11 protein-coding genes and 1 pseudogene are annotated in these 13,101 nt (G+C 51.4%); 3 read left to right on the forward strand and 9 right to left on the reverse strand.

What is annotated here, in order from left to right:
- Positions 1-232 precede the first annotated feature (232 nt).
- From NM96_06070 to NM96_06085, 4 genes are all read right to left on the reverse strand, one after another.
- The gene (locus NM96_06070; protein AVR78960.1) at positions 233-1,129 is read right to left on the reverse strand and encodes a LysM peptidoglycan-binding domain-containing protein; all 897 of its coding nucleotides are present in this window, start codon (positions 1,127-1,129) and stop codon (positions 233-235) included.
- A gap of 175 nt (positions 1,130-1,304) precedes the next feature.
- Positions 1,305-2,060, reverse strand: coding sequence for a 5'/3'-nucleotidase SurE (locus NM96_06075; GenBank protein ID AVR78961.1), 756 nt, complete (start codon positions 2,058-2,060; stop codon positions 1,305-1,307).
- 126 nt (positions 2,061-2,186) lie between these two features.
- The gene (locus NM96_06080) at positions 2,187-3,026 is read right to left on the reverse strand and encodes a protease HtpX (protein ID AVR78962.1); all 840 of its coding nucleotides are present in this window, start codon (positions 3,024-3,026) and stop codon (positions 2,187-2,189) included.
- 182 nt (positions 3,027-3,208) lie between these two features.
- Positions 3,209-3,811, reverse strand: coding sequence for a DUF4230 domain-containing protein (locus NM96_06085; GenBank protein AVR78963.1), 603 nt, complete (start codon positions 3,809-3,811; stop codon positions 3,209-3,211).
- 325 nt (positions 3,812-4,136) lie between these two features.
- Between NM96_06085 and ribB the strand changes: the two genes are divergently transcribed.
- Both ribB and NM96_06095 read left to right on the forward strand, forming a co-directional pair.
- Positions 4,137-5,474, forward strand: a complete 1,338-nt coding sequence (ribB, locus tag NM96_06090; GenBank protein AVR78964.1) for a 3,4-dihydroxy-2-butanone-4-phosphate synthase — start codon at positions 4,137-4,139, stop codon at positions 5,472-5,474.
- A gap of 97 nt (positions 5,475-5,571) precedes the next feature.
- On the forward strand, positions 5,572-7,566 hold the full coding sequence (locus NM96_06095) for a DNA mismatch repair endonuclease MutL (protein AVR78965.1): 1,995 nt from the start codon (positions 5,572-5,574) through the stop codon (positions 7,564-7,566).
- A 408-nt stretch (positions 7,567-7,974) separates the two neighbouring features.
- On the opposite strand, the gene NM96_06100 is transcribed toward NM96_06095, so the two are convergent.
- The 5 genes from NM96_06100 to NM96_06120 all read right to left on the reverse strand — a co-directional run bounded on the left by NM96_06100 (position 7,975) and on the right by NM96_06120 (position 12,171).
- Positions 7,975-8,655: an NAD-dependent protein deacylase gene (locus NM96_06100; GenBank protein AVR78966.1), complete on the reverse strand. Its 681-nt coding sequence runs from the start codon at positions 8,653-8,655 to the stop codon at positions 7,975-7,977.
- Positions 8,656-8,700: 45 nt separating this feature from the next.
- Positions 8,701-8,901, reverse strand: a complete 201-nt coding sequence (locus NM96_06105; protein ID AVR78967.1) for a hypothetical protein — start codon at positions 8,899-8,901, stop codon at positions 8,701-8,703.
- A 345-nt stretch (positions 8,902-9,246) separates the two neighbouring features.
- Positions 9,247-10,023 (reverse strand): ferredoxin--NADP reductase, encoded by a 777-nt coding sequence (locus NM96_06110; protein AVR78968.1) that lies wholly within the window; start codon positions 10,021-10,023, stop codon positions 9,247-9,249.
- A 208-nt stretch (positions 10,024-10,231) separates the two neighbouring features.
- Positions 10,232-11,644, reverse strand: coding sequence for a threonine synthase (locus NM96_06115; GenBank protein ID AVR78969.1), 1,413 nt, complete (start codon positions 11,642-11,644; stop codon positions 10,232-10,234).
- 143 nt (positions 11,645-11,787) lie between these two features.
- Complete coding sequence (locus NM96_06120; protein AVR78970.1) at positions 11,788-12,171, reverse strand: hypothetical protein; 384 nt, start codon at positions 12,169-12,171, stop codon at positions 11,788-11,790.
- Positions 12,172-12,322: 151 nt separating this feature from the next.
- Here NM96_06120 and NM96_06125 point away from each other — a divergent pair.
- Positions 12,323-12,961 (forward strand): annotated as a pseudogene (locus NM96_06125) (hypothetical protein).
- Positions 12,962-13,101 lie beyond the last annotated feature (140 nt).

The following is a 13,101-nucleotide window of genomic DNA, read 5'->3' on the forward strand; positions in this document are numbered from 1 at the left end:
TCGCTCCTTTTCTATTTTTACATTTTCAAAAATTAAGAACATACATATGGCCGTTTTCACAGTATATATTCTTGAAAACCAATATTTAGGGCAGCATATCGGTATAAAGTTCTACTCAAACAGCCCCTTTGATAAATTACCAGTACAGGTACAATCATTGTTGAAACAGGGAGACCTAACGGATTTAATTTAAAAGGCCGCCCGAATAATCGGGCGGCCTTCAATTTGTTCATCAGAATGCAATATAAGTGGCAGGATTGACCGGTTTGCCGTTCTGACGGACTTCGAAGTGAAGTTGAGTACGGTTGGCATCGGTATTACCCATTTGTGCAATGGTTTGTCCGCGTTTGACATTTTGTCCTTCATTGACGAGCAGACGTTGGTTGTGTCCGTATGCGCTCAAGAATGAAGAGTTGTGTTGGATGATGACAAGGTTGCCATAACCGCGCAAACCCGAGCCTGCATAAACCACTTTACCGTCTGCGGCAGCTACGACGGGCTGACCCGCATTACCGCCGATGTCCACGCCTTTATTGCTGCCGCCAAAGTTGGCAAGGACGTTACCGTTGGTCGGACGCTGCCATGTAATGCCGCTGACTGTACGGGTTGCGCCGGTAGCAACTGTCGGCGTATTAAGAGGTGCAGGAGCAGGCTTGGCAACGGGTGCAGGTGCAGAATATGACGGTTTGGCTGCCGCAGTCGAAGCAGGGGCAGTATAACCGGCCGGTTTGACGCGCAGATTTTGTCCGATGCTGATGTTGTTGTCAGTCAAACCATTCCATTCACGCAGATTGTCTTGGGTAATATGGTAGCGTTTGGAAATATTGTAGACGGTATCGCCACGGACAACAGTATGCGTCGCCGCATTGATGTCAACCGGCGCATAGGACGGAATATAGGCACCGCCGGAAACAGGTGGCGTATAGCTGCTGTTGGCAGCCGGAGCAGAAGGAGGAGTATAAGGGGCATCGTTGGCTGCCGGCGCATTTGTGCCGTAAGGGGTCGCACCATAAGGATTGGAAGAAGTACCGGAACCGGCATTACCGACGACGACGGGGGCGGGTTGCTGGCTGGTACATGCGCCCAATGTCAGGGCGAAAGCGGCATAAAATGCGGTTTTTTTCAACATAATCGATGACCTTTATATCGGGGTTATTGTCTTGATTGGTGCATATCATAATAAAAATAAGCCCGCCCCTCAAGTATCGGGGCGGTTAGGGACTGTTAAAATCGGCTTGCCGCGCCTGTTTCAGAACAAAAAGATCGTCTGAAAACACTCGGCAAAAAAACAGAAATCTGTGTGCTTATACCTCTTTACCGTCCTGCCAAAATCCGCTGACTGCATCCATATGGCGGTAGGAAGTCAAATCGATTTGCAGCGGTGTAACCGTGATAAAGCCCGCCTCACACTCCCCGAAATCCGTACCTTGCTCCCGATCAGAAATATCGCCGACGGGACCTATCCAATAAATAGACTCACCGCGGGGATTCTTCATCGGGATAACGCTTTGCTCATGATGCCGCCGCCCCAACCGCGTTGTTTTGATACCTTGTACCGCATCCGGCGGTACGGCGGGAATATTGATGTTCCAAAGGACAGGCGTTTTAGGAGGATTTTTCAACAACCGCTCCAATATCATCCAAGCTGCCTGTTCTGCCGTCTGCCAATAACGCCCCCGCGTATCGTTCAAAGACAACGCAACGGCAGGAATGCCCATCAGGAAGGCTTCGGTCGCTGCGGCAACCGTTCCCGAATAAAGCGTATCGTCTCCCATGTTCGCACCATTATTGATGCCTGAAAGAACCAAATCGGGTTTAAAATCCGAAAGCACATGGCAACCCACATGAATACAGTCGGTGGGTGTACCGTCAACATAATAAAACCCGTTTGCCGCCTGCTTCATTTGCAAAGGGCGGTCGAGCGTCAAAGAATTGCTGACGCCGCTTCGGTCGCGTTCTGGGGCAACGATGCGGACATTGGCAAACTCCGCCGCTACCCTCGCCAAAATGGCTATGCCCTGCGAAGAGTACCCGTCGTCATTGGAAATCAAGATATTCATTGTTATAGCTCTCTGAAAAGGGATGCTATTGTATCGCCCCCATACTGCGGCCGTCTATCCGAAACACTCATGAAAAAGGTCGTCTGAAACCAAATTTAGTTTCAGACGACCTTTTGTTTTTTCGCATTACAGATTTTTCAAGCGCGCAATGCGGTTATCCAACGAAGGGTGCGTACTCAGCAGGGAATCTTTGGCATCGCTGGCAATACCCATCGCATTCATCTGCTCGGGCAAATCACTCGTGCTGCCTTTCAAACGTTGCAGCGCGGCAATCATTTTATGCGCACCAACCAACTTGGCGGCACCCGCATCCGCACGGTATTCGCGCTGACGGCTGAACCACATGACGACGATGCTTGCCAAAAAGCCGAACACAATCTGCAACACCATGCTCACCATAAAATATGTGCCTTGCGAAGTGCTGCCGTCGTTATTGCGGGCAATCATGCCGGAAACGACGCGTGCCAAGAAAACCACAAACGTATTGACGACACCCTGTATCAGCGTCAACGTAACCATATCACCGTTGCCGACGTGCGCCATCTCGTGCGCCAAAACCGCTTCGACTTCGTCCCGGGTCATATGATCGAGAAGGCCGGTACTGACGGCGACTAAGGAGCTGTTGCGTGTCGCGCCGGTTGCAAAAGCATTCGGCTCAGGAGAATGATAAATCGCTACCTCAGGAGTTTTGAGACTCCATTGACGGGCCTGCGCTTCAACAGTTGCCAAAAGCCATGCTTCTTCTTCGCTGCGCGGTTGAACGATAACTTCCGCACCCACCGAGTTTTTAGCGATGGTTTTGGACATGAGCAAAGAAATAATCGAACCGGTAAAGCCGACGACGGCAGAATACGCCAGCAGGCTGCCGACTTGGTCCGTACTGTTGATACCGAGGACTGCCAAAACAATCCGGATGACGACTAAAACCGCGATATTGGTTACGAGAAACAGAAAGACACGTTTCACCAGTGTTCCTTTAAATTTGTTTGTTATGTAAAAAATGAATTCTTCAAATACCTTGCAAAAGGCAATGTATTTTCTCAAAAAGTCTCGCCTACCGAAACACCTTATTGGGAAAAGGTATGCAAATCCAAATACACTTTTGGTTACCCACTCGCAATATTATGCTGTCAAACGTCATCCAGCGTTCAGTTGCACTGCCCCACTGCCGCCGGATAAACCGATACCTGCGTCTGCGTCAGGGCAAACAGGTTTTCAAGCTGCGTTTGCGCCTGGCGGTTGGCGTGATCCAAAATTTGGGCTTTGCACGCGCTGGCGAGAACTTGTTTTTTGGCTTCGTCCTGCACGGTTTTGAACACTGCCTTATCCACGGGCAAAAGGTTGAACGAGCCGGTTTGGATGTCGTACACCTCGATATTTTCCAAATCGACGCTGAGGATTTCTACGGGCGGCAGGCTGATGAGGACTTTTCCGTCCACGATATTGACGTTGTCGGCGTGAAGTTTGTCCAAATCCAAGCCCGCCAACACTTTGCCGCGCACGATAAACAGACCGCTTTGCGAGTCCTGCCACAATCTGCGCCAGTCGCCTTTTTTCTCGGTGCGGATGATGGTGTCGATGTAAAAAGCCGTGCTTTCCAAGCGGTTCATCTGCTTAATCTGCATCAAAACGCCTTCGCGCGAAATCGCTTCATGGGCGTTGTCGTTGCGGTGCTGGGCATAAAACCAGCCGCCCGCTGCTGCGACTGTGCAAAAAATAGATATTAAAATCAATCGGTAAACCATTTTCATCAGGTTAGACCCTTTTCGGTTGCGTTAAACTTATAGTGGATTAAAATTGCAATGATACGGCGTTGCCAACGCCCTTATGTACTACCCGTACACGGCGGGCGTTGCCGCCTTGTCTCATTTTTATTTTAATCCACTATAACGCCCATATTCTTTCAAATGTTCAGATTTCAAGCAAAGGTCGTCTGAAAACGCCATTTTTGTTTTTCAGACGACCTCCTATCGAAACATTACCAAAAAGTAATAAAAATCCGCCTTCAAACACAGTTTGCCTTTTGGTAAAGACAAGACTACAATCGCCTACATCCTTTCAGCCACACCACACATCATGAACACCACCGACCTGCGCCGCCGCAACCTGCGGCAATGGATAGCGGACAAATACGGCGGCCAGCAAACCCGTTTGGCCGAAGCCATCGCCATCAACCAAGGCGAATTGTCCGCCCTTCTGAAAAACAAATCCTTCGGCGAGAAAAAAGCCCGCAAAATCGAACAGGCGGCGCAAATGCCCGCCATGTGGCTGGATCAAGAACACGCCACAGCCCAACCCGACCATCAAGAAAGACGCACCATGCCCCACATTTCCTCCATCCCCGAAATCCTTGCCGACATCAAAGCCGGCAAAATGGTTATCATCACCGACGCGGAAGACCGCGAAAACGAAGGCGATTTGCTGATGGCGGCACAGTTCGTCACCCCCGAAGCCATCAACTTCATGATCAAACACGCGCGCGGACTGGTTTGCCTGCCGATGGAAGGCAGCATGGTCGAGCGGCTCGGCCTGCCCATGATGACCCAGAAAAACGGCGCGCAATACGGCACCAACTTCACCGTTTCCATCGAAGCGGCGCAAGGCATCACCACCGGCATTTCCGCCGCCGACCGCGCCCTGACCATCCAAACCGCCGTCTCCCCGACCGCCAAACCCGAAGACATCGTCCAACCCGGCCACATCTTCCCACTGCGTGCGCAAAAAGGCGGTGTCCTAGTACGCGCCGGACACACCGAAGCCGGCGTCGATTTGGCACAAATGAACGGACTCATCCCCGCCGCCGTCATCTGCGAAATCATCAACGACGACGGCACCATGGCGCGTATGCCCGAACTGATGAAGTTCGCCGAAGAACACAACCTCAAAATCGGCACGATTACCGACCTTATCGAATACCGCAGCCGCACCGAAAGCTTGCTCGAAGACATGGGCAACGCCCCCGTACAAACCCCGTGGGGCGAATTCCAGCAACACGTTTACGTCGACAAACTCTCCGGCGAAACCCACCTCGCCCTCGTCAAAGGCAAACCCACCGCCGACACCGAAACCCTCGTCCGCGTACACGAACCCTTCAGCGTCATGGACTTCATCCAAGCCAACCCGCGCCATTCCTGGTCGCTGCCCAAAGCCCTTGAACGCATCCAGCAAGCCGACAGCGGCGTCGTCATCCTCCTGCACCGCACCGAAGACGGCGCCACCCTGCTCGACCGCACCCTGCCCAAAGGCGCCAACCAAGCCTACAAATGGGACAGCAAAAGCTACGGCATCGGCGCGCAAATCCTCGCCGGCCTCAACGTCGGCAAACTGCGCGTGTTAGGCCAGCCTTCCGCCTTCACCGGCCTGACCGGCTTCGGCTTGGAAGTCGTCGGCTTTGAAGAAGCAGAAAACAAATAAACCGCCCGTCTTATCAAAAGGTCGTCTGAAATCCCGATTCCGGTTTTCAGACGACCTTTTGCTATAATACCCGCCAGTTTGAAAACGGAAGAAACCCATGTCCCGAATCGCCGCCCTGCCCGACCACCTCGTCAACCAAATCGCCGCCGGCGAAGTGGTCGAACGCCCCGCCAACGCCCTCAAAGAAATCGTCGAAAACAGCATAGACGCAGGCGCAACGGCGATTGAAGTCGAGCTGGCGGGCGGCGGCATCCGTCTTATCCGCGTCAGCGACAACGGCCTCGGCATCCACCCCGACGACATCAAACTCGCGCTCCACCGCCACGCTACCAGCAAAATCAAAACCTTAAACGACTTGGAACACGTCGCCAGCATGGGCTTTCGCGGCGAAGGCTTAGCAAGCATCGCCTCCGTCAGCCGCCTGACCCTGACCAGCCGCCAAGACGGCAGCGCGCACGCGACCCAAGTCAAAGCCGAAGACGGCAAACTCAGCAGCCCCACCGCCGCCGCCCACCCCGTCGGCACCACCATCGAAGCTGCCGAACTTTTCTTCAACACCCCCGCGCGGCGCAAGTTCCTCAAATCCGAAAACACCGAATACGCCCACTGCGCCACCATGCTAGAACGCCTCGCACTGGCGCATCCGCACATCGCCTTCTCGCTCAAACGCGACGGCAAACAAGTGTTCAAACTCCCCGCCCAAAGCCTGCACGAACGCATAGCCGCCATCGTCGGCGAAGACTTTCAGGCGGCATCCTTAGAAATCGACAGCGGCAACGGCGCGCTGCGGCTCTACGGCGCCATCGCCAAACCCACCTTCGCCAAAGGTAAAACTGACAAACAATACTGCTTCGTCAACCACCGCTTCGTGCGCGACAAAGTCATGCTCCACGCCGTCAAACAGGCATACCGCGACGTATTGCACAACGCCCTTACCCCCGCCTTCGTCCTCTTCCTCGACCTGCCGCCCGAAGCCGTCGACGTCAACGTCCACCCTACCAAAACCGAAATCCGCTTCCGCGACAGCCAGCAGGTGCACCAACTCGTGTTCCACACCCTCAACAAAGCCCTCGCAGACACCCGCGCCGACTTGACCGAAAGCGTCGGCAACGCAGGCGAAGTGTTGCACGAAATCACAGGCATCCGTCCCGCGGCAACGTCGTCTGAAAACGAGCCTAGCGGGTTTCACCCAAACCCGACCGCGTCGTCTGAAAACATTTTCGCCGCCGCACCCAGCGCACACGCCTCCGAACTGCGCAGCACCTTCAGTTCTGGCAAAACCGCCCCCATGCCCTATCAGGCAGCACGCGCGCCGCAGCAGCGCAGCCTGTCCCTGCGCGAAAGCCGCGCCGCCCTCAACACCTACGCCGAACTCTTCAAAAACACCGCAGCCGATGAAGCCGATATCGAGCTGGCACAATTCGAACAAGCCCGCTTCGGCAATACGTCCGCCACGTCGTCTGAAAACCCCGCACGCAGCTTTTCAGACGACCCCAAACCCGAACTGCCGCCGCTGGGCTTCGCCATCGCCCAATTATTGGGCATCTACATCCTCGCCCAAGCCGAAGACAGCCTGCTGCTCATCGACATGCACGCCGCCGCCGAACGCGTTAACTACGAAAAAATGAAACGCCAGCGGCAGGAAAACGGCAACCTGCAAAGCCAACGCCTGCTCATCCCCGTTACCTTCGCCGCGTCCCACGAAGAATGCGCCGCCCTAGCCGACCACGCCGACGCACTGGCAGGCTTCGGGCTGGAACTGTCCGACATGGGCGGCAACACCCTCGCCGTCCGCGCCGTCCCCGCCATGCTCGGCAAAGCCGACGTCGTCTCGCTCGCCAAAGACGTCTTGGGCGAACTCGCCCAAGTCGGCAGCAGCCAAACCATCGAAGAACACGAAAACCACATCCTCGCCACCATGTCCTGCCACGGCTCCGTCCGCGCCGGCCGCCAGCTCACCCTGCCCGAAATGAACGCCCTCCTGCGCGACATGGAAAACACCCCGCGCAGCAACCAATGCAACCACGGCCGCCCGACCTGGGTAAAACTGACGCTGAAAGAACTGGATGCACTGTTTTTACGCGGACAATAAAGTTGGTGAAAAACAAAGGTCGTCTGAAAACGGATTCAGGTTTTCAGACGACCTTTTATCTCAAATTCAATCAAAAAAAAAACCAACCGTAGCGTGGGCTTTGCCCACGAAAACCACACCAAACCTATCTTTAAAAAACTCAAAGGAACCCTTTATCCATAGTCATTCCCGCGCAGGCGGGAATCCAGGCCTCGGCATTTCGGAATGATTTCAAAGCTGCCATAACTTTAAACTTCCAAATTCCTGCCTGCGCGGGAATGACGACGATAGGTTAGTCATCTAGGGGCGAGAGTGAAGACAATATCCACACTTAACATTTAAACTTCCTGCCAAACAATCTCCAACCGGATAGCCCCATACAATACCAAAGGTCGTCTGAAACTTCTTCAGACGACCTTTCCTTAGTTCTCAAACCCGACCAATCAAATACTCCACCAATGCCGGCACACCTTCCGCCGCGCGTTTCGGAATCACTTCGACATCCGCGCCCACGCCTTGCGGGTTTGGATCGACCAGATAGCGTTCCGCATCGGGCGGCGCGTAATGAATCAGCGAAGCTGCCGGATAAACCTGCATTGACGTGCCGACAATCATGACCACATCCGCATCGCGCATTTCCTCGACCGCCGCGTCAAACATCGGTACTTGTTCGCCGAAAAACACGATATGCGGGCGCATCGGATTGCCTTGGCTGTCGCGCACATCGTCGGTCTGCTCGCCGGTAAATTCGATGATTTCTTCTTCATCGACGGTGCTGCGCAGTTTGTTCAGCTCGCCGTGCAAGTGCAATACTTTGCTGCTACCCGCCTTCTCGTGCAGCGCGTCCACATTCTGCGTAATGATGTGCACATCGTAATATTGCGCCAGCTTGACCAACGCCAGATGCGCGGCGTTCGGCTCGGCGGCATTTGCCTGAAGCCTGCGCTGGTTGTAAAAATCAATCACGAGCTTGGGATTGCGCGCCAAAGCTTCGGGCGTACAAACATCTGTAACCTTATGTCCTTCCCACAAACCGCCTGCATCGCGGAAAGTCAGCAACCCGCTGTCGGCGCTGATTCCCGCGCCGGTCAGGACAACGCATTTTTTCATTGTTCGGACTCCTTATGCCGTCTGAAACCAATATTGCCAAACGGCTCAATCGTCCGGATGGAAACGCGCGGCGGCTCGCTCTTTGGCGGCGGTTTCCTTGTCTTTCAATTTCGTTCCCAGACCAAGGCGTTTTTCGTATTCCGATTGCGGCGTATCGTCATCCTGCATACCGAATGCGCTGGCGTTGACCCAAAGCGCGAGAAGCGAAACGACAAAGGCGCAAAAACCTATGATGTACCAAAACATTTGTTTTCCTGTATTTTTGATGTGCAACAATGAAGGGCGCGATAATCGGGAATGAAACGGCAGATTGGAAAGGAGTAAATTCAAATAAGAAATACCTGCCGCGGCAATCACGGTACAAATATTTTCTATTTGAAGCCACTGTCAAACAGTCAAACTGCCTACCCGCCGCCTTTCATATAGCGGTTTGTAAAGATATGAAATGTATCACAAAGCCGATTTGATATAAATTCTCCCGCCTGATTCTTTCATTCGTTTACCTATTATCGGTTTAAAAGCCAAAAGGTCGTCTGAAAAGTTTTCATAACTTTTCAGACGACCTTTATCTATCCTTAAAAAACAAAAACCTTATTGATCCACAAACGCGCGCTCAATCAGGTAGTCGCCGCGTACGCCGGTTTTCGGGGAGACAGTCAGACCGAAATCGTCCAGAACTTTGCAGGTGTCTTTCAGCATGGCCGGGCTGCCGCACAACATGGCGCGGTCGTCTTGCGGGTTGATTTTGGGCAGACCGATGTCTTCAAACAGTTTGCCGCTTACCATCAGGTCGGTCAGGCGGCCGTGGTGTTCGTAGTCTTCGCGGGAAACGATGGGGTAGTAAATCAGTTTTTCTTTAACCAAGTCGCCGAGGTATTCGTGTTCGGGCAATTCTTTGGTGAAGCGGTCGTAATACGCCAAATCTTTTTTGTAGCGCACGCCGTGTACGAGGATGATTTTTTCAAATTGCTCGTAAATTTCGGGGTCTTTAGTGATACTCAAGAAAGGGGCGATGCCGGTACCGGTACTCAGCAGGTAAAGGTGTTTGCCGGGATTCAGGTCGCCGGCAACCAAAGTTCCGGTCGGTTTTTTGCTGATTAACACGTCGTCGCCGACTTTAAGGTGTTGCAGGCGGCTGGTCAGAGGGCCGTCTTGAACTTTAATGCTGAAAAATTCGAGGTGTTCTTCCCAGTTGGCGGAGGCGACGCTGTATGCGCGCATCAGCGGCTTGCCGTCCACCATCAATCCGACCATGACGAATTGGCCGTTTTCGAAGCGCAACGATTCGTCGCGGGTGCAGGTAAAGGTGAAATACGCATCCGTCCAGTGGTGTACGGACAATACTTTTTGGGTATTGAATGCTGCCATTTGAGTTTCCTGTCGGTAAATCCGTCTGATCGCGCGGGTCGGGCGGATGATGGTTTAAAAGGGTTTTCAGACGACCTCTCTCGCCTGTGAATAGATAATGCCGAATTAGAGCAAACGCGCAATTTTAAACGAAAATATTTATCATCACAATGCTTGCTGTCTGGCAGAGGTCGTCTGAAACTTTTCAGACGACCTCTCGGTCAACGCATTACTTGTCTAACGTTTCGCGGATGATTTCTTTGACGGCGGCTGCATTGTTCGGCACGACTCGGACGCGTTGCGGCAATTTTTCCAAACCTTCCAGCGCGGCGGGGCGCGGAATGGCGACATCGCCGACGGCTTCGTGTATGGTCGCATCGAATTTCGCTGCCAACGCGGTTTCCAAACAAACAACCGTTTCCCCTTCTTCGCGCACTTCGCGGGCGACTTTTACGCCATCGGCAGTGTGCGGGTCGATGAGTTCTTTATCTTGCTCGTAAACCTGTTTGATGGTGGCGAGGCGGTCGGCGTGGGTAGATTTGCCTGAAGTAAAGCCATATTTGCCGCCGACTTTTTCCAAGGCAAACTGCAAATCAAAGCCCTTGCCCGCCGCGACTTCCGCCCACAGCGTATTGATTTCCTGAGGATCGCGATCCATCAGGTCGAACACGAAACGCTCGAAGTTGGACGCTTTGGAAATGTCCATAGACGGGCTGGAGGTAACATAAGTATGCTCGCTGTTGCGCGGGCGGTATGCGCCGGTTTTGAAAAACTCGTCCAACACATCGTTTTCATTGGTCGCAACAATCAGGCGGCGGATAGGCAGGCCCATCTGTTTGGCAATGTGTCCCGCGCAAACGTTGCCGAAGTTGCCGCTCGGCACGCAGAAGCTGACCTGCTCGTCATTGCTTTGCGTCGCCTTGAAATAGCCCGCAAAATAATAAACCACTTGCGCGACGATGCGTCCCCAGTTGATCGAATTGACCGTACCGATATGGTATTTTTCCTTGAACGCGGCATCGTTCTGCACCGCCTTCACAATGTCCTGACAATCGTCAAACATCCCCTTCACGGCGATATTGTGGATATTCTCGTCTTGCAGACTGTACATCTGCGCACGTTGGAACGCGCTCATTTTGCCGTCGGGTGACAGCATAAATACATTCACGCCCTTTTTACCGCGCAACGCATATTCCGCAGCCGAACCCGTATCGCCGCTGGTTGCGCCCAAGATATTGAGTTCCCTGCCCTTTTTGTTCAACACATATTCAAACGCATTGCCCAAAAACTGCATCGCCATATCCTTGAACGCCAGCGTCGGGCCGTTGGACAGGGCTTGGATTTTGATACCGTCGGACAAAGTACGCACAGGCGTGATTTCCTTAGAGCCGAACGCCGCTTCCGTATAAGTACGGTTCACAATATCGCGCAAATCGTCCGCCGGAATATCCGTTACAAACAGGCTCATCACCTCAAACGCCAGCTCCGGATAGCTCAAACCGCGCCACTTGTCCAAAGTCTCGCGGCTGACCTGCGGATAACGCTCCGGCAGCATCAAACCGCCGTCGGGCGCAAGCCCCATCAACAAAACCTCGCTAAATGGTTTATGCGCCGTCTCGCCGCGCGTACTGATATATTTCATGATTTCTTCTCTATAAAAACAAAAATATTGCCAATCAAAACAGGAAACCTGCCAGCGAACAATCCCGCAAGCCACCCTATCCCGACCTTAATCCACTATAAACTTTCAGACGACCCCGATACACAGAGGTCGTCTGAAAAACATTACCTATACAAACGCTTGAAACAAGCATTGACGGTTTTCACCGTTACCGACGCAATCGCACGATCGCGCGAAGAAGGATTCAAAACATCCATCAACTCTTGCGCGGACACCTGATTCGGCGCCTCCTCGCTCGCGCAGCCGCAGATTTTGTCTTCCCACTCGCGCTGTTTGTCCGCGCTCATCGTCAGCGCAATCAAACGCCACTCATTACGCTTGTTCAACTCCGAACGGCATTGATGATCAACCGCCATTTTCACCACGCTGCCGCCAATCCCCGTACCGCCGCCCAAACCGCCGAACGCCGAGTCAGCATCATAAGCGCAACCGCCCAACAACACCGCCACAGAAGCAACGGCGACCATCTTTTTCATATTCATAACCATCCCTTGCCGCAAGGTCGTCTGAAACGCCCCGCAAAGTCTTTAAACAAACGCGTATTATACCGTAAGCAGTGTGAGATGGGGGATTGGGAGACGTGGGGTATAATTTGGAAAATATTGAATGATCTTATAGAAATAAGGAGTGGTATTCAAAATGTACAAACCAAAGAAAAAATCTTCATTTGTTGAAGTCTTGGAAATAATCGGCAAATCGATAACAATTTTAGCTTCAGCAGGAGTGATATTAGGCGGCTTTCTTTCCTACAGCTACTTATCTTTCATCCGGCAGCCAAGTGTTTTTACCGATGCAATATCAAATCCTTCTAGTCTAGCATCTATTTTAATCACATTTGTATTAACAATAATAGCCCTTATTAGCCCATATATTTTCCCTCACATACTTATCCCTTTATCGAAAGATGTTAAACAGGAAAAAATAGCTATTAAAAATCTGCTACCATGCTTATCCATAGCTCCTTTAACATTTATAGCAATAATTACATATATATATTTATCCAATGATCTTCCTAAAATCATATTAGAATATATTTCATATATCGCTATTTTTCTCCCTGTGAGTGTATATTTAATTCAAATAACAATCAAAAACAGGAAAGATATTGAAATTTTTATATTAAAATTTATTTTCTATGCAATATACTACCTAGTATCAGCATTGATCTTGTTTCCTATAATCATTATTTTTACTATTCCAGCTTTAATTTATTTAATAATATTTTCAAATAATGATATAAAAAATATATATATAATTAAAATTATTGATTTTTTAAAAAAATTAAAAAATTATTTTTCTAAAAATAAGAATAAAAAAAGAAAAAATAAGATAACAGAGGAAATTACTACATTAATACTCTTTATAATGATAATTATACTCTCATCTGCTACAACATTTTTATACTCCTTAGTTTTTAT

The sequence above is a fragment of the Neisseria mucosa genome (assembly GCA_003028315.1).
In the GTDB taxonomy this organism is placed as follows: Bacteria; Pseudomonadota; Gammaproteobacteria; order Burkholderiales; family Neisseriaceae; genus Neisseria; species Neisseria mucosa.

Excerpts from the sequence above, each read along its gene's own strand:
- NM96_06070 (AVR78960.1), bottom strand. The coding sequence starts at position 1,129 with ATGTTGAAAAAAACCGCATTTTATGCCGCTTTCGCCCTGACATTGGGC.
- NM96_06075 (AVR78961.1), bottom strand. The coding sequence starts at position 2,060 with ATGAATATCTTGATTTCCAATGACGACGGGTACTCTTCGCAGGGCATA.
- NM96_06085 (AVR78963.1), bottom strand. The coding sequence starts at position 3,811 with ATGAAAATGGTTTACCGATTGATTTTAATATCTATTTTTTGCACAGTC.
- ribB (AVR78964.1), top strand. The coding sequence starts at position 4,137 with ATGAACACCACCGACCTGCGCCGCCGCAACCTGCGGCAATGGATAGCG.
- NM96_06095 (AVR78965.1), top strand. The coding sequence starts at position 5,572 with ATGTCCCGAATCGCCGCCCTGCCCGACCACCTCGTCAACCAAATCGCC.
- NM96_06100 (AVR78966.1), bottom strand. The coding sequence starts at position 8,655 with ATGAAAAAATGCGTTGTCCTGACCGGCGCGGGAATCAGCGCCGACAGC.
- NM96_06105 (AVR78967.1), bottom strand. The coding sequence starts at position 8,901 with ATGTTTTGGTACATCATAGGTTTTTGCGCCTTTGTCGTTTCGCTTCTC.
- NM96_06110 (AVR78968.1), bottom strand. The coding sequence starts at position 10,023 with ATGGCAGCATTCAATACCCAAAAAGTATTGTCCGTACACCACTGGACG.
- NM96_06115 (AVR78969.1), bottom strand. The coding sequence starts at position 11,644 with ATGAAATATATCAGTACGCGCGGCGAGACGGCGCATAAACCATTTAGC.
- NM96_06120 (AVR78970.1), bottom strand. The coding sequence starts at position 12,171 with ATGGTTATGAATATGAAAAAGATGGTCGCCGTTGCTTCTGTGGCGGTG.